Source organism: Saprospiraceae bacterium (assembly GCA_016713025.1).
Taxonomy (GTDB): Bacteria; Bacteroidota; Bacteroidia; order Chitinophagales; family Saprospiraceae; genus OLB9.
Map to the genome: position 1 here is coordinate 897,895 of JADJPZ010000004.1, position 18,383 is coordinate 916,277.

The following is an 18,383-nucleotide window of genomic DNA, read 5'->3' on the forward strand; positions in this document are numbered from 1 at the left end:
ATCCACATTGTGTGGATAACTTGGTATTTGATATTACACTTTTTTGTAATTTTTCTTCATTAATTTGCACCCCGTTACTGAAAAATATTTTTTTAAGCCGTCTGATTCCTTTCAACCTATTTTTTCAGCAACACCACAAAAAATTAAATCAATAAATATAATAGCACCATGAGTATTACTAATGAACCCATCCTTACAGATAATCCGGGAAGATTTGTCCTGTTTCCCATTGAACACGATGATATCTGGAGTTTTTATAAAAAATGTGAAGCAAGTTTTTGGACGGCAGAAGAAATTGATCTTCATCAGGATGTCGCAGACTGGGACCATAGATTGAATGATGATGAAAAACATTTCATAAAACATGTTTTAGCCTTTTTTGCAGCAAGCGATGGGATAGTCAATGAAAATCTTGCTGAGAATATGGTAAGAGAGGTTCAGTACACCGAAGCTAAGTTTTTCTATGGCTTCCAGATCATGATGGAAAATATTCATTCTGAAACATATTCGTTACTTATAGACACATTGATAAAAGACAATACTGAAAAAGATTACTTATTAAATGCAATTGATACGGTTGATTGTGTAAAAAGAAAGGCTGATTGGGCACTGAGATGGATCTCCAATGGAAGTTTTGCAGAAAGACTCATTGCATTTGCCGCGGTGGAGGGAATATTTTTCTCCGGTTCATTCTGTTCAATATTCTGGCTGAAGAAAAGAGGTCTTATGCCGGGACTTACATTTTCAAACGAACTGATCAGCAGAGATGAAGGAATGCATTGCGATTTTGCATGCCTGCTTTACAACAACCATATTGTCAATAAATTGCCAAAGGAAACCATCCATGCTTTAATCACAGATGCTGTAGTCATAGAAAAAGAATTTGTCACAGATGCTTTGCCTGTCAACCTTATAGGAATGAATGCTGATCTCATGTGTCAATACATCGAGTTTGTGGCAGATAGATTATTGGTATCACTTGGAAATCCAAAAGTGTATAATGTTGAAAATCCATTCCCCTGGATGGATATGATTTCACTACAGGGAAAGACTAACTTTTTTGAGAAAAGGGTAGGAGATTACCAAAAAGCAGGAGTAATGGCTGAGAAAGAAAATCAGGTATTTACTTTAGAAGCGGATTTTTAGGACTTATACTTACATATTAAGAGTATGTTTAATTTTTTATTACCTTAAAATCAATGTATTATGACCCTGGCTTCAAAATAATCGCCTTATTTAGTTTACTAAAAGCGTTGATTATTTTATCGTCAGAACCATAATCTCTTGATTTGCAACTAAGAAAAATTTTAAACATACTCTAAATTTCTTAATGACCAGACACTTACTCAAGGGTAACAATCTATTTTATTGAATCATCGCTAAACACAAATTTTTAAAATGCAGGTAATTAAAAGAAGTAACAAAAGAGAAGCTGTAAGTTTTGATAAAGTAACAGCCAGAATTAACAAACTCTGTTATGGTCTAAACTCTAAGTTTGTTAATCCTATTGAGATATCCAAAAAAGTAATACAAGGCCTTTTTGATGGTGTCAGAACTACAGAATTGGACAACCTTGCAGCAGAAACGGCTGCTACGATGGCCGCAATACATCCTGATTATGCTATTCTTGCTGCACGGATCGCAGTATCAAATCTTCATAAAAATACAGAAAAGTCTTTTTCAGTTACTATGGAAAAACTTTACAATTACATTGACCCAAAAACAAATCAAAGAGCAGGATTAATTTCAGATCAGACGATTGAAATTATAAGACACCACGGGGACTCTTTAGACTCTGCAATAATATACGATAGAGATTATAGCTTTGATTATTTTGGTTTTAAAACGCTTGAAAAATCATATCTGTTGAGAATGGATGGAGATGTGGTTGAACGACCTCAACATCTTTTGATGAGAGCATCCGTGGGTATCCATGGATATGACATAGATACTGCTATTGAAACCTATCATCTTATGTCAGAAAAGTGGTTTATCCATGCCACACCGACACTTTTCAACGCGGGCACTCCAAGGCCTCAATTGTCATCTTGTTTTCTTCTTAGCATGACCGATGATAGTATTCCGGGTATTTTTGAGACATTATCAAGATGTGCAAAAATATCCCAATCTGCAGGAGGTATAGGGTTATCGGTCCATAATATACGTGCAAAAGGGTCATATATCAAAGGCACAGGTGGAACATCCAACGGACTAATTCCGATGTTAAAAGTATTTAATGATACAGCAAGATATGTAGATCAGGGTGGTGGAAAACGAAAGGGGGCGTTTGCGGTCTATCTCGAACCATGGCATGCCGACATTTATGACTTCCTGGACCTTAAGAAAAATCACGGTAAAGAAGAATTGAGGGCAAGAGATTTATTTTACGCCATGTGGATCCCTGACTTGTTTATGGAAAGGGTGAAAGAAAATGGAAACTGGTCACTTTTCTGCCCCAATGAAGCTCCGGGACTACATGATTGTTATGGTGGTGAATTCGAAGCATTGTACCACAAGTATGAATCTGAAGGCAGAGCGAGAAAATCTATCAAGGCACAAGACTTGTGGTTTGCAATTTTGGAGTCTCAAATAGAAACAGGTACTCCTTACATTTTGTACAAAGATGCTTGCAACAGAAAATCCAATCAAAAAAATCTTGGCACCATCAAATCCAGCAATCTATGCACTGAAATCATAGAATATACAGCACCTGATGAAGTAGCAGTTTGTAATCTGGCATCCATCTCTCTTTCAAAGTTTGTGGACGAAGATAAAAAATCATTTGATTTTGAAAAGCTGCATGAAGTGACTAAGGTGATCACGCGTAATCTTAATAAAATAATTGATATCAACTACTATCCGGTTGAAGAAGCGAAAAATTCAAATTTCCGTCACAGACCTATTGGAATTGGTGTTCAAGGCTTAGCAGATGCATATATATTGATGCGCATGCCATTTGATAGTCCGGAGGCTACAAAATTGAATAAGGATATTTTTGAGACAATTTATCACGCTGCTGTTGAAGAATCATGTGACCAGGCCGAAAAATTGGGGCAATATCAATCATTTAAAGGATCTCCTGCCAGTCAAGGTATTTTGCAGTTTGATATGTGGGGTGTTACGCCTTCAGCAAAATATGACTGGGATACATTAAAGCAAAAGGTGGTGAAATCAGGATTGAGAAATAGTCTTTTACTGGCTCCGATGCCAACCGCATCTACTTCACAAATCTTAGGTAATAATGAATGTTTTGAACCTTATACTTCAAATATTTACACCAGAAGGACACTTTCAGGAGAATACATTATAGTGAACAAACACCTCTTGAAAGATCTGACACGTCTTGGGTTATGGAATGACAACCTTAAACAAAAATTGATGGCTGCCAACGGATCTGTTGCCAATATCCCTGAAATACCTGCCGACCTGAAAGCTTTGTACAAAACGGTATATGAGATCAGTCAGAAGATAATCATAGACCAGGCTGCCGATAGGGGAGCATTCATTTGTCAGTCTCAAAGCCTTAATCTATTTGTAGAGAACCCAAATTTTGCGAAGTTGAGTTCTATGCATTTTTATGGATGGCAGAAGGGGCTGAAAACAGGTATGTACTACCTGAGAAGCAAGGCGGCTATTGACCCAATCAAATTTACACTGGACGAACAACACCAAAGAGTGCAAGCAACAAAGGAAACCGAAGAAGTTCAAGCTTTAGCAGAAGGAGCAGTTTGCAACATGGATGAAGGTTGCCTGATGTGTGGAAGTTGAGTTTCTCTTTCAATAAAACCTAACAAAACAAATAGAATAGGACTGACTAATCCCAAGGATAAGTCAGCCCTATTTGTTTTCTGGTGAGATCCATTAGTTTGGCTAAATTTTGGGACATTTTGTAAGTCATGATATTACTTTCTGGTTTGTTATTGAGCAAACATTGATTAAAATGCTCAATTTCATGATAATATCCATGACCGGATTTGCCTGTATCGACTTTTTGAGATCCATTTTCTGTTTCTAAGAAATAACAGGATTGTTCATGAAATCGACCTGGTATAAGTATTTTGCCTTGTGTACCAAATATTTCACATTTAGTATCTGTCATCATTGACACTGTGGAATACAATGAAGCTGTTGCCCTATTTGAATATTGAAGCAAAATGGAACATTCATCATCGACACCTGTCTCAATGATGTGTCCGGATGCATAAAGATTTTCAGGTATTCCAAGCAGGTACAATGAAATGAACAAAGGATAAATTCCGATATCTAATAATGAACCACCTGCCAAGTTTTTATCGTAAAGGCGACCTTTGGGATCATATGAACCTTTAAAGCCAAAATCAGCAGTCAAATGTCTTACTTGACCTATTGTACCTTTTTCTATTTCATTTTTTACTGCGATAATAGCCGGCAGAAAAGCCGTCCACATAGCTTCCATCAAAAGGACTTTGTTTTGTTTTGCAATAGCAAAGAGTTGATCTGTAAGGTATTGATTTACCGTGAGTGGTTTTTCGCACAACACAGCTTTTTTTGCATTAAGACACAGAACTGCATGTTCAAAATGATGTGAGTGTGGAGTGGCAATATAAATTGCATCGATCTCACGACAATTGACCAGATCTTTATAGTTTGTAAACATTTTTACAGCTCCGTACTTATTTGCAAAATTTTGAACATTTTCTCTTTCTCTGGAGGCACAAGCATGTAAATAACCTGTCTTACTTAGACTTAAATCATCAGCAAATTTGCGCGCAATCCTTCCACACCCCAATATGCCCCATTTTATCTTTTTACTCATCTGAATTTATCATCTTATAAGTAACAAATATAGTCCTAAAATCCTTAGTTTTGTGCATAAAATACAGAAGTGTGTATAACAAACTGCACAAATACTTAAATTCCCTCACTACCCTCATTCTAAAGGGACGACCCACGCCAATGCTTTCAATATTTGCGCTGGTCTCCCCTTCAGGGGTTGGGGGTAAGTATAGGCAAATGTAGCAAGTTAATTTTTTTCACAAAAGTGCAATTTGTTGTACACACAATACAGAACTAGTTTTGTATGCATGATGCTGACCAGAATCTCCAATGTCCACTTTGTTTAGATACTGATGTTGAAAAAACAGCATTTAGTTTCAAAATCAGGCACTATTATTTTTGCAGGAACTGCAATTTAGTTTATGCAGATCGTCTGACTTTACCGGATGCAAAAGATGAAATAGAAAGATATAAATTTCATCAGAATAGTGAAAAAGATGATGGTTACCTTACTTTTTTGGAAAAAGCAATCACACCTTTGTTAGACCGGATCAGCCCGTATGATGTAGGCCTGGACTATGGATGCGGACCATCTAAGACAACAAGTGAGCTTCTGGCTCGGGAAAATATTCTATGCGACGTGTATGACCCCTTTTTTTATCCACAAATTCCTAAAACTGAATATGATTTTATCATTTCAACGGAGGTGTTTGAACATTTTCATCAACCGTATTCCGATATAAAAAAAATGATCTCGCTATTAAAACCAGGAGGGTATCTTGGCGTTATGACAGAATTTTGGCAGGATATGGATAAATTTGCAGACTGGTATTACATAAGAGATCATACTCACGTTTGCTTTTACCACTTTGATACTATGAAGTATATAGAAAAGTCACATTCACTAAAAATGAAATACACAGACGGTAAAAGAGTAGTCATCTTTCAAAAGCTGTAAATTTACAGCTTTTATTACCGTACTTTAAAATCGACCAAAACTGTACCACACTGCATTTCATTGTCAGACTTCGAAAATTTATATTTCATAGCTGATTTTTTTGCCAGGTCAATAAGATAAGCATCTGAAGTAGTTGACCCTCTTTGAGTAAATTCTGCCTTCACCACTCGGCCGGTATTATCTACACAAATAGAAAGGTTAACTTTTCCTGTTTTTTGCGAATTGTCAGAAAATGAGGGTTCATACTCAACGCCTCTTCCGGACAACCCACCACCAACACGTCCAGAGCCTTTGGTAATTCCTTCCAAGGCCTTTCCATCCGGGCTTCCTTTGTCTGTTCCCTGATTTCCCGTATTGTTATTATTTCCTTGTCCTTTTCCAAAAAGATCAGAGTACTTTTTCTTTTGATTAGCGCGGTCTTGTGCTTCTTTTTCTGCTTTAGCTCGTTCTTCAGCTTCCCTTGCTGTTCTTTCTGCTTCTAATCTTTTACGGGATATTTCTTCAGCATTGTCATTTTTTTGCTTTTTTTCATCATTCTTAGGCTTGTTTTCCTTTTTTTCAGTTGCTATTACCGGGGATTCATCTTCTCTGACATCAGTTTTGATATTTTCCTGTAGAGGTGCATTACTGGAAATAGTTTTGGGAGGCACAGCTGCAGACTGACTGGAATTTTCTTGAGAAGTTGCTTCTTCCACCATACCGGCTTCAGGGTCACCAAAGGTTATGAGTATGCCTTGAAGATCTTCTTTCTCCACTTTGCTTAGTAATGGCAATAAAAGAAGAATAATGAGCAGTATGTGCATCACAAGGCTTGTAATCAGGCTCTTATTTTTATTTTTGGTATTATTCATAATCTCTTACCTGATAAAATACGATATGAAATAAAAGTAATCAATACCTGCATTTCAAATAAATTGGTTGATGATATATGGTGTAAGATGATTATACTGGTTAGCTAAAATTGTAAAATGTGAATTTTTATATTGAATGACTTACCTCTACAAAAAATCATCCATTACAAATGATTTTATATTTGGGATTGACTTTTCTTTCGGTTTTGTTATACAATAATCAATTTTTTTGTGTGAACCCACTTGGCTCTGTTAACACGGCCCTTACTTCCATTTTGTAAGCTAAATCCAGTACGGCTACGACAGTTTCATTGCTGGCTTTTGCTGCTGGCGATACTACGATCGCAGCCTTTTCTTTATCGATCCTTTTTAGAGATTCCATTTGTCTTTTTATACCTTCAAAACTGATAGGTGCCCCATTTAATGAATAATTCCCATCCGTACTTATAGCGATCACTTTATTTTTTGCTTTAGGTGGTGGTGGACTGGTTTTTTTGCCAGGGAGCTGAAGATTTAATGCATTGGGAGTGACAATAGATGATGTTAACATAAAGAATATCAACAGCAGAAAAATAATGTCTGTTAATGAAGACATATTGAACTGTGCACTGACTTTACTTCTTGATTTTACAGCCATGATTTTTTAATTTTTATGACTAGGTTGAGTCGCAATGATAGCTTTGATTTTGAGTCCGCTGGCAATGGCCATAGCTTTGTGTACATTTTCCCATGGTACTCCGACTTCAGAAATGATAGTGAGTGTAGCGTTTTCCTTATTTTCAGTTTCTCTTACTGCCAGTGCCACATCTTTCTCCATATCAGAGATGGAAGATGCCTTGCCAGCAATGGTGATGGTACCATCTACCAGCATCATGATCGGCAGATTTGTGGGTGCAACGGCAGTTGAGTCTGATTTAGGCAGTTGGACAGAGATTTGAACCGCATTAGATGTCAGCATAAAAAATATCAACAATAAGAATATAATGTCAGTTAAGGACGACATATTAAATTCTGCTGATATTTTACTTCTTTTCTTTACTGCCATTTCAATTGACTTGTTTAGATATTAATTAAATGCAAACAATGATCAATTATAATATTTAGTGCCCGGGTTCTTGTAATAGGTCCATAAAGTCGATAGTAGTTTTTTCCATGAGGAATACTACTTTTTCAACTTTGGCCACCAACAAATTATATCCAACAAATGCAAATATACCGATCACTAATCCAAATGCAGTAGTGATGAGTGCCTGATAAATACCAGCCGCCAGTACTGCAGGAGTTACATTTTGTTGCGTGGACATACTGTAGAAAGCCAGTATCATACCTGTAACAGTTCCCAGAAAACCAATCATTGGTGCAGCTCCTGAAATACTGGCAAGCGTTGATAGATTTTTTTCCAACTTAAATACCTCCAGATTGCCTACGTTTTCAATAGCCGCATCAATGTCTTTTAACGGCTTTCCGATTCTTAACAATCCTTTTTCAATCATCCTGGCGGCAGGAGTATCTGTAGCTCGACACAATGCCTTTGCTCCTTCGATATTTACTGATGCTACTGACCCTCTTATGTTGTTAATAAAATTTTCATCGATTTTGCCCGCTCTCTCGATTGTAAGCCATCTTTCAATAAAAATATACAATGCGAGAAATGAAAGTATAAATAAAATACCCACAATTACCACTCCCATAACACCACCAGAAAGGATGATATCTACAATGCTTTGGGATTGGACCTCAGTAGTGACGTCTGTTGATGGAGCTTGAAATAAAAAGAAACCTAAGTTGATCATAATGATAATTTGCTATAATGTGTTAAAATGAACGGTATTAAAGAGATTTTATTTTGCGAACTTCACAAAATACTTGCAAATTTAATATAATATTATGATATTATAATTTATTTACATACATTTTTTATTCATTTATCGTTTTTTGCAACAGACATAGCTTCGATATTGCACAAGTGTGTAATATTTATAATTTGTAAGGTTGGAATAGAATTTGAGAGTAAGTCTTTTTTATAATGTGTGTTCTTTTTAAACCTAAATATCTAAAATGAGATTCGTAATGAGAGCTTCAAATACAAGAAAATCAGCACTTTTAGCGACAAATCATACTGTGTGCAGCTATGCTGTAGTCACCATTACAGCATAGCTGCACACGGTATGGTGCATGACTGAACGGTGCTACAGCAAAATAGAGTGGGAGCTCAATTTAGTGAAGGAACCGTCAGCACACCTGACGGCATGGTCATGTAGTTTCATAGGTCAGAATGCAGTATTTGGAGGTCGTAATAGATTATCATTTTAGATTTTTAGGTTAAAGAGAATAACATGGTTAAACTCGGTGGGTTGTCACAAGCGTAGCTTGACAAGCTCTTCAGTGCCTGCCAAGCTATGCTTGGGAATGAGGGTAGAGATGAAGAAAATTTGAATTTGTGAAGTTTGTTATACACACAGTCACAACTGTTGCGTTGACCCAACAGTTCCCAATCAATCGGAAAGTCCTGATAATTTGATAAGGTAGAATTAACGGACTACAGTGATGTCTTTTTTGAAAATCTGCCTGTTTCCTTCCCAATCTACATAATCAATAATCAAAATATAGACTCCTGTTTCAACTGGCCTGCCTTGCACCTGGCCATCCCAACCTTCATTTGGTTCATTAAAATGCTGGGAAGTAGTTTGATAAACTTTATTGCCATATCGGTCAAATATCGCATATTGGTTGAAGGTAATAGGAATCAGGTTTTTGAACATGGTCAACCGATCATTAATGCCATCATTGTTGGGAGAAAAAATGTTTGGTATAAAGAAATTTAATTCATTTTCTACTGTAACAATAATCCGTGTTGTTGCCACACAACCATGTATTGTAGTAACTTCGAGTACAATAATATCGTTTTTCAATGAATTAAAAACTAATTCAAAATCATTACCTAAAACTGTACCTTTACTGTTTTTCCAAACTATTTCATCAATTTCGTCATCAGGATAGTTGGAAGTGAAAGTAAGATCAGCACTACCATTAAAAGCAATAGTTACTTCTAAAGGTGTTTCTACAGTAAATAATTTTGGTTCCGCAATGCTAAACGTCTTTTTGTGCGCGCAATCAAATTTATCTCTTACTTCGATGGTGTATTCTCCTTTATCCAGATTGATATTCTGAACTCCTGCCGCTTTTTGATTTAAATTATAGATATAAGGACCATATCCTCCTTTGACTGAAGTAACGATAGCCTGGCCATTTTTTTGGCCATAACAAGATATATCTTTAACATCCAATAATATGTCCTTTGGTATTTCTGGGTCATTGATAATTTTGATATCACCTGATTTTTGACATCCATTTTTGGAGTCCAGCACGTTTAAGGAATATGTACCAACGGAAGATGCTTTTAGCTTTTTATCTTTATGATTACTTGAAATGGTACCATCGACCGTACTCCACGTGTAAATGAGATTTGAGTTCAATGAAACTTGAGGCTCAATATCAACCGATGTTGTATTACAATGCCATTTGATATCATCCTTTAAAGATACATCAGGTTTTATTTTATTTTCACTTATATTTATCTGCTCAAAACTCCAGCATTTACTTGCAGATGCCATCACTTCCGCTTTGTATACGCCAACTTCATCTACTTCAAGGAACAGCTTAGCAGGGTATGAACCATAGAATGCCTGATCAGGTAGTACTTTGTACCACCTGACGGAATCTACTGTCAGATTGGTGGTAAGTAATATGGTATCTTTGGGTCGGTAACAAGTAAGCATATCTCCTGTGAGGGTAATGGCTGCTTTGTTAAAATTATAAGGTACTATAAATGATGTGTCTGTTTGACAGCCATTCAGTCCGATCGCTTTAAATTGAAAAGGTTTTCCTGTTGTTACATTGATGGAATCTGCTGTTGCCCTAAATCCCTGAAGCTTTTGTCCTGTCGGCAAGATCCACTCTGAAGACGCGAGAGGAGTTGAAGAAGCTACAAGGATATCAGGATATTTTTCATTAGCATTGATACACCTTACTGATGGTATTGAAGCAGTGATTTGTGGCAGTTTCTGATCTGATGAGATTGTAAAACTTGTAGAAGCTGTGCATGATGACCCATTTGCTTGATATGATCCTGTGACAATGTATGTTCCAGGCAAAGTTATGGAACCCTGTGTAGTTTGGCTCACCGTATTGTTGTTTGCTGCATTTTTCCAGATAAATGTCAACGGATCTGGAGCATTGGTACTAGATAGAACTCGTGCATTTATAGACTTAATATTGCAGTTAAGTATGTTGTTATCTATAAACATACCAAGAGAAATTCTGATAGTATCAACGTTAAACTTATGTATAACATCACATTTGGCAGCATCTTTTACGATGTGACTTCCTGCAATATAAGATTTGCCTTGAAAGTGATAGGATTGACCTGAGCAAATAAATTTAGTTCCACCGTCTATTTCAATGACGGACTTTTCGTCCACGATAAATTTATGTACTAATGCACAGTCTGTTATGTCGACGACTTCAAATGTTCCTTTAAAATAATCTTTACCCTGAAACCTGAATGCTTCGCCCGGACATACTAATTGTTTAGCGATTAGATTTTCCTTATTTCTTTCTACTTTAAATGCTTGTGATTTTACCCTGCAAGGGTCAGTGCTATCAAAAAGTGTGGTATCCCGACTGACCTGAATACCCTGATATATATATGATGTATTGGGACAAATAGAAATAAGAGGTAGGGCTGTTGTATCCGGAGGATTAACCGTAACGGTCCAGGTTAAAATTTCCCCAGCGGCTGCGTTAGCACAAGTCCCACCATAGAAAGGATGAAATGAAGTAGATACTGAAATGGTATAGGTTCCTGGCTTTGAGAATTTAATTTTAGTGTCTAATCCGGTACTATCATCCCATAAAAAACTTCTTCCTTCCAAAGGTATTACCTGCCAACTAAAACATATTCTGTCTTCAACAGGTGTTTGAGAAGTTAAGTTTCCGCACGATGATGGTAACGCAAATTGCGTTTCAGGAGGAGTAAGATAATAGTTTAATTCACTATTTAAATCACTGCACTGTACTACATTTGGGCCAGAAATTCCTCCTTTTTTTAATAGTGATGCATCGATAGGTTGGACTTTAGAAGTATCAATCCCTTCGATTACTTTAAAGGCATAATTACATACAGAGCCCCCATGTCCATCGATAAAAATAAATCCTGGTTCGCCAGGAATAAACTTATCTGACGATACTCTAAAAGTTCCTTTCAGTCCTGGTTCTCCAGGTCCGGGCGACTTTGAGCAATCGACAGACAAACTGCTCTTACATCCAATGTACAAACCCGCTTGTACACCATTATTACCGCTTGAAGTTGTCGTACAGTTTGTAATAGAAATTTCTATAGTAACTAATTTACTACATGGAGTAAATGAAAACCACTGAACATTATCAAAATTACCAGTATTATTACAAAGTGCACCCCATGGTTGTGAAACAGATCTATAATCATTAAGTCTGCCTTTATAATTATTAATTTCATTTCCACACATATAATACGCTGTGCTACATAGCTCTCCCAATGGGCCGCTGGAAAAATTACATTGACTCAATAGGGATGTAGTGTTTACTGTTGTAAGTAAAACAATGGAAACAATAAAAATAAATACTCGGCTCACAAGGATCATACAATAAATAAGTATATTCAAAAAGCAATTCAATACAAAAACATTTGAAACATTACAGAACAGCCTTCTAATTAATACTTCATTTTTCGATTTATATTTAATTTAAAATCAATAACTAACAAATAATAATATTGTTTAATATATTTTATAATTAATTATTACCGCAAAGATATAAAAGATTATTTAGTAGCAATAAAATTGACATATAATATTACAATTTTATAAAACATAAAATGTGCCAATCTTATTGCCAAACAAATTTATCCTGATCATATTTTAATTGTTTTCCTACACATTTTCTTTAGAATACTGGAAAACCTTTATACCAATTTTGAGTTGTATGATACATGAACAGCAAAAATAAAAAAACCTTAGTGCTTGGTGGATCTGAAAATCCCGAAAGATATTCCAATATGGCTATCAGATTACTCCGTAAAAACGAAATTGAAGTAGTTTCTGTAGGACGTAAAAAAGGAAAGGTTTTGGACGTAGAAATTATGAATACTCCTGAAGCTTTTGAAGAAATACATACAATCACCCTTTATGTCGGCACCAAAAACCAAAATCCATATTTTGACTATATACTTGGGCTTAAGCCTAAAAGAATTATATTCAATCCCGGTACCGAAAATGATACACTAAGATCTCTGGCTGAATCTGAAGGAATAGAGACTGAAGAGGCTTGTACTTTAGTGCTACTCAATCTACGGCAATATTGAGTCCACTCTGAAAAGTCTTTGATGAAAAAAATGAAAAAATATTAATTTCTACTGCATTGATAATCAATCGTTTCCCTTTAGGGATTGGGAAAAAAATGGTTGATTATCATAAAATAATTGTTTTCGGAGTGGACGCAATATTGAAAATAAAAATAATTGCATAGTATGTTTAATTTTATTCAGAAATCGTTTGTGAAAACCCTTTTGTTGAACTAAAACCCAATGCCGTTTAGTTAAGTCCATTTTATGAAGTCCTTCCCTTGCAAGGGAAGGATTTAGGATGGGTAAAAACAACCAAAATTCTCTTAACTAAACGACATTGAAATAAAACCTGGAATTCGGGATTAATTCACAACGTTTTCCACAATTTGACTTAGTAAGGTTTTAGCATCTTTCAGGGTTTTTACATTTTCTTTAGTCATGATAAGGTAGTTGCTTGTTTGTTTCATGTTGAAACCGAGTTTTTGTCCATCTGTGGATACGTATTTGAGTATACCGTGGAAGACATCAGATTCAAAATATATAGATTGAGCATTTGAAATAAAATAGCAATTCATTTTTCGGTTCTTATGTATTATCCTTTCAAAACCCAATTTTTTTGCGAGAACCCGTAACCTTAAACCATCAAACAATTCAAAAACCTGAGGAGGAATACTTCCAAACCTGTCTTTGAGCATTTGTCCGAATTTTTCAATACCCTCTTCATTTTCCAGTTTGTCTAGTTCTGTATAGAGCAACAACCGCTCCTGAATATTTGAAACATAAAAGTCCGGAATCAGCATTTCTATGTCCGTATCGATATCTACTTCTCTGACAAACAATTGTTTTTTTGCATTCTCTTCTTCAAACAAATCCTTAAAATCGGTTTCCTTAAGCTCAATTACAGCTTCTTCTAGGATTTTCTGATATGTTTCATAACCAATATCTGCAATAAAACCACTTTGCTCTGCGCCTAAAAGGTTTCCGGCTCCCCTTATGTCCATATCTTTCATAGCGATCTGAAAGCCCGAACCCAAATCTGAAAATTCTTCAAGGGTTTTTATCCTTTTTTTGGCTTCAGGAGTAAGCACAGACAGCGGAGGTGCAAACAGATAGCAAAATGCTCTTTTATTGGACCTGCCTACACGACCTCTTAGTTGGTGCAAATCACTCATGCCGAATTGATGTGCATTATTGATGATCATGGTATTGGCGTTGGGGATATCTAATCCTGTTTCGATGATATTGGTACAAACTAATACATCAAATTTTCCATCGATAAAGTCGATCAAAGTTGTTTCCAAATCATGAGCTTCCATTTGCCCGTGAGCTACTGCGATAGAAACATCCGGACAAAGGTTTTTAATCAAATCTGCCACTTCATTCAAACTTTTCACCCTGTTGTGAACAAAAAATATCTGGCCACCCCGTTGTACTTCATAGTATATGGCATCCTTTATGAGTTCGTCACTGAAAACCCTTCTTTCTGTATAAATCGGTTGTCTGTTAGGCGGTGGTGTTCTGATAATGGAAAGATCTCGTGCAGCCATGAGTGAAAACTGTAATGTCCTCGGTATCGGTGTCGCTGTAAGTGTAAGCGTATCTACATTGACCTGCAAGCTTCTGAGTTTTTCTTTTGATGCTACACCAAATTTTTGTTCTTCGTCTATAATCAGCAGCCCAAGATCCTTAAATTTTATATTTTTACCCAAAATGGCATGTGTGCCTATCAAAATATCAATTTTGCCGGACTCCGTATCTTCAATGATCTGATTTTTGTCCTTTGTACTTCTGAATCTGTTGATATAGTCTACGGTAGCTCCAAAATTCTTCAGCCTCTCTGAGAAAGTTTTATAGTGTTGCAGCGCTAATATAGTGGTTGGAACAAGTATGGCAACTTGTTTTCCTGCAACTACAGCTTTATATGCTGCACGAATGGCAACTTCCGTTTTCCCAAAGCCTACATCTCCACAGATCAGGCGGTCCATAGGGTAGTCCTTTTCCATGTCTGCTTTGACATCCTGAGTTGATGTAATTTGATCAGGAGTATCTTCATATATAAAGGATGCTTCCAATTCGGTCTGAAGGTAGCCATCAGGTGGAAATGAAAACCCTTTGGAAGCCCTGCGCTGAGCATAGAGCTTGATGAGTTCCTTGGCTATATCCTTAACCTTTGCTTTAGTTTTTCTTTTCAGCGCTTTCCAGGCATCTCCACCGATTTTGTTGAGCTTTGGTTCAGTACCATCTTTTCCTACGTATCTTGATATTTTGTGCAAGGAATTGATACCTACATACAGGATATCATTGTTTTGATAAATTAGTCTGACCGTTTCCTGTTTATGGCCATTAATTTCGATGGTTTCGAGGCCAGAGTACCTACCGATACCATGATCTATGTGGGTGACATAATCCCCAGCTTGCAAATCTTTAAGCATCTTCAGTGAGATAGCCATGTCTTCCGTAAATCCTTGTCTGAGCTTGTACCTGTGAAACCTCTCAAATATCTGATGGTCTGTATAACAAGCTATTTTCAGTTGGTGGTCTATAAATCCACTGTGAAGAGATTTATGGAGTGGGTGAAATTGCACTTGTACACCCATGTCTTCAAAAATATTGTAAAATCGCTCGATTTGCTTGATATTGTCTGTAAATATGAAGTTGGTGTACGCATCCCGTGTATTAAGTTTAAGGTTTTCAATCAGCAAATCAAAGTTTTTATTGAATGCTGGTTGAGCTGAAGTTTTTCGTGTGATGACATTGGATGTTTTAAAAAGTCTTGTTTTAGCCAATAATAGCAAATTGAATTCCGAAAGTCTTTCCACAATGGAAGTGGGATAGATAAATGCCCTTTCATTAAATATCTCACGAAGTTCTTCTTCTGACTTTACCGTCATACTACTGGCATAACTTTCTGCTTTTTCAAAACATATCTGGAGTTTCTCAATCAATAAATCAGGTTCTTTTATCCAAATATTGGTCTCCTTTGAAAATACGCTGAAAATGCTGACTTTTTGGTCTTGTTTAAATTTGTTGTTGATATTAGGTATGATTGATACCTGGCTTATATTGCTTACAGATAGCTGATTGATTGGATTGAATGTACGGATGCTTTCTACTTCCGTGTCAAACAGTTCAATTCTGTACGGCCATTCATTACCATAACTAAATATATCAATAATACCCCCTCTTATAGAAAACTGACCCGGTTGATAAACAAATTCTACTCTTTCAAAACCATACATCACCAATAACTCAATCATAGTGTTGACATCCAGATCAGCATTTTTATTGACTTCAATTTTATCTTTATCCAATATGGCAGGATCAACAGCTTTTTCAAATATAGCTTCAGGATAAGTGACTAAAATCTGAGATTTACCTTTTACAAGATGAATTTTATTTATGGCTTCAGTTCTTAATAGAACATTGTTTTTATCAAGCTCATCATATTGGAGTGGCCTTTTGAAAGAATCGGGAAAAAAATGTATGGTTTTATTTTCCAGAATTGCCTGTAGTGTGTTTAATATATATGCCGCTTCTTCTTTATCGGAAGCAATATAGATCTGGGGCTTTCGGGAATTTAAGAAACACCCTGCAAGAATAAAACAATCCGAAGCTCCTAAAAGTCCGTCAAGTTGAATTTTTTCAGCAATTTCCCCGGAAGTCAATGTATTGATCTCAGCTACACTTCGATCTTTAGCATAAAGACCACTTAATACGTCGATGTTACTCACAAATGTGTTTTGAAGTTTGATATATTGAACACAGCATATTGTTTTTAGTTTTCCTAAATCATTCCAATATTACTTGAAAATCTATCCAGCATCATTATAATAAAAATATACATCATGTTTTTTCAAGAAATAGATTTAAAAAGTTCATTACGGAAAAATGAATACACATATTTACTTAAAAAGGTGAAAAACAACCTGACCTTGAGTGTTGAATTCAATAGCAGGAGAAGGCATTTTGAATACATTTAATCCTGTAAAAAGTGATTTGAGAAATGGGCTCTTTGTTTTTATTTTTGAAAAGTCAATGTCCGGGCTGATATAAAACTGACTATGTCGCGGAAAATCATTTGTATTTAGAGTATACATTTTATTGTCTTTTGACCAACTGTTTTCGAATCCACCAAACAAATTTTCGGCACCATATCCTATTGCCAAATTTAACCACTTTGGCCATTTATTGCCCGTATTTAACAAAGCATGAATATTGAAAGAAGCCCAGTAAGTCTGCGCATTGTAATCTTTAAGGTATTTTTCAAAAAAACCTGAACCGAATAGGTCATTGGCTCTGGTATTCAAGTCTGTTGTGGCCAATCCATCTGATGAAATGACAGAAACATTTGAATAAGTTTTAGGAAATGAGGAAACTTTAATGATGATCTTTTGCTCATTCCAATAGTATTGTTGCAAAGCAAAGATGGATGTTCCGGCCATATTTGCAGTCATGTCAGAAAGGGAAAATCCCCATTTTGCTGAATATCCATCAAACACTTCCACTGTTCCCTGAAAAATCGTGCTGCAAACGATACCTGTCCAAATACTACTTTTTTTGTTTAATCCTGTCCATCGGGCACTTTTGTAGGTGAGATATCCCTGAAAATAAGCTGTGTGAATATGGCCTGCCTTGTCCATATGCCGCCACTCTCCAAAATCATTGAAAAAGTGAAAAGGTTGGGTCTCAAATTTGCTGTACCATGTATTATATAAGCCAATAGCAAAACTTGTGCTCACAACTCCAGTTACGCCAAGTGCTGTGTATACCCTAGTTTTATTCAGTGTATCAGCAGGAACAAAAAATGATTGACCTGACTGTGGGGCAATCAGGTAAATATAGAAAAAACAACATAAAATTACTTTTCTTTTCATCAATTCCGGAACAAAAGTAAGTATTTCTATTAATAGTATGTGGAGAATTTTCAATGATATATTTACAGTTGGAATCAGGTCATACTACGCCAAAAAAAAATATTCAATCTATTTCTATGTAATTGAATTGGATAATCTAAACATACTCTAAATTGAATCAGGCTAAAACGTGTGGATAAGAAATTGCACTTTTACAGTGTTTTTTTTAAATTAATGGTAAAAACATGGTTGAATTGGGCAGGTCGTCTCAAGCGTAGCTTGACAAGCTCTTAAGGGATTGAGGGTAGCGAGGAAGAAAATTTGAATTTGTGCGGTTTGTTATACACACGCCTAAAACCTAATAGTTTTATTAGAATTTCTTTTTGTCAACTGTTCTCAACATTGTCGAATTCAAATATACAGATATTATAGTGAATAGAAAATATTCTTACAAAAAAAAAATAAATCATAATGTATTGTAAATTAAATAATTATGTTTATAAATTTCTGTAATCAATTTTCTGTTTGGTATAAAAAATAATGTTAAAAAATCCTTGGATGCATAAATATTTAAAAATTGCAGT

General features: G+C 35.8%; 13 protein-coding genes. 5 read left to right on the plus strand and 8 right to left on the minus strand.

The window, feature by feature from the left end; genetic code table 11:
• Positions 1 to 168: 168 nt before the first annotated feature.
• Both IPK35_10225 and IPK35_10230 read left to right on the plus strand, forming a co-directional pair.
• Positions 169 to 1,146, plus strand: a complete 978-nt coding sequence (locus IPK35_10225; GenBank protein ID MBK8053623.1) for a ribonucleotide-diphosphate reductase subunit beta — start codon at positions 169 to 171, stop codon at positions 1,144 to 1,146.
• Between the two features lie 252 nt (positions 1,147 to 1,398).
• Entirely contained in the window at positions 1,399 to 3,768 is a 2,370-nt protein-coding gene (locus IPK35_10230; GenBank protein MBK8053624.1) for a ribonucleoside-diphosphate reductase subunit alpha, read from the plus strand.
• 46 nt (positions 3,769 to 3,814) lie between these two features.
• Here the strand turns inward: IPK35_10230 and IPK35_10235 are convergent, their stop codons facing one another.
• Positions 3,815 to 4,795, minus strand: a complete 981-nt coding sequence (locus tag IPK35_10235) for a Gfo/Idh/MocA family oxidoreductase (GenBank protein MBK8053625.1) — start codon at positions 4,793 to 4,795, stop codon at positions 3,815 to 3,817.
• Positions 4,796 to 5,059: 264 nt separating this feature from the next.
• Between IPK35_10235 and IPK35_10240 the strand changes: the two genes are divergently transcribed.
• Complete coding sequence (locus IPK35_10240) at positions 5,060 to 5,713, plus strand: methyltransferase domain-containing protein (GenBank protein ID MBK8053626.1); 654 nt, start codon at positions 5,060 to 5,062, stop codon at positions 5,711 to 5,713.
• A gap of 14 nt (positions 5,714 to 5,727) precedes the next feature.
• Here IPK35_10240 and IPK35_10245 read toward each other — a convergent pair whose 3' ends face one another.
• The 4 genes from IPK35_10245 to IPK35_10260 form a co-directional block, all read right to left on the minus strand.
• Entirely contained in the window at positions 5,728 to 6,564 is an 837-nt protein-coding gene (locus IPK35_10245) for a hypothetical protein (GenBank protein ID MBK8053627.1), read from the minus strand.
• 220 nt (positions 6,565 to 6,784) lie between these two features.
• Positions 6,785 to 7,201, minus strand: a complete 417-nt coding sequence (locus IPK35_10250; protein MBK8053628.1) for a biopolymer transporter ExbD — start codon at positions 7,199 to 7,201, stop codon at positions 6,785 to 6,787.
• Between the two features lie 6 nt (positions 7,202 to 7,207).
• On the minus strand, positions 7,208 to 7,609 hold the full coding sequence (locus tag IPK35_10255) for a biopolymer transporter ExbD (protein MBK8053629.1): 402 nt from the start codon (positions 7,607 to 7,609) through the stop codon (positions 7,208 to 7,210).
• Positions 7,610 to 7,664: 55 nt separating this feature from the next.
• Positions 7,665 to 8,357: a MotA/TolQ/ExbB proton channel family protein gene (locus IPK35_10260; GenBank protein MBK8053630.1), complete on the minus strand. Its 693-nt coding sequence runs from the start codon at positions 8,355 to 8,357 to the stop codon at positions 7,665 to 7,667.
• Between the two features lie 382 nt (positions 8,358 to 8,739).
• Here IPK35_10260 and IPK35_10265 point away from each other — a divergent pair, with 382 nt between their 5' ends.
• The gene (locus tag IPK35_10265; GenBank protein ID MBK8053631.1) at positions 8,740 to 8,877 is read left to right on the plus strand and encodes a hypothetical protein; all 138 of its coding nucleotides are present in this window, start codon (positions 8,740 to 8,742) and stop codon (positions 8,875 to 8,877) included.
• 218 nt (positions 8,878 to 9,095) lie between these two features.
• Here the strand turns inward: IPK35_10265 and IPK35_10270 are convergent, their stop codons facing one another.
• On the minus strand, positions 9,096 to 12,236 hold the full coding sequence (locus tag IPK35_10270) for a gliding motility-associated C-terminal domain-containing protein (protein ID MBK8053632.1): 3,141 nt from the start codon (positions 12,234 to 12,236) through the stop codon (positions 9,096 to 9,098).
• A 356-nt stretch (positions 12,237 to 12,592) separates the two neighbouring features.
• On the opposite strand from IPK35_10270, the gene IPK35_10275 reads away from it, so the two are divergent.
• Complete coding sequence (locus IPK35_10275) at positions 12,593 to 12,964, plus strand: CoA-binding protein (protein MBK8053633.1); 372 nt, start codon at positions 12,593 to 12,595, stop codon at positions 12,962 to 12,964.
• A gap of 344 nt (positions 12,965 to 13,308) precedes the next feature.
• On the opposite strand, the gene mfd is transcribed toward IPK35_10275, so the two are convergent.
• Both mfd and IPK35_10285 read right to left on the minus strand, forming a co-directional pair.
• Positions 13,309 to 16,677 (minus strand): transcription-repair coupling factor, encoded by a 3,369-nt coding sequence (mfd, locus tag IPK35_10280; GenBank protein ID MBK8053634.1) that lies wholly within the window; start codon positions 16,675 to 16,677, stop codon positions 13,309 to 13,311.
• A 171-nt stretch (positions 16,678 to 16,848) separates the two neighbouring features.
• Positions 16,849 to 17,874 carry a DUF2279 domain-containing protein gene (locus IPK35_10285; GenBank protein MBK8053635.1) on the minus strand — a complete coding sequence of 342 codons (1,026 nt, stop codon included), beginning with the start codon at positions 17,872 to 17,874 and terminating at the stop codon, positions 16,849 to 16,851.
• Positions 17,875 to 18,383: the final 509 nt, after the last annotated feature.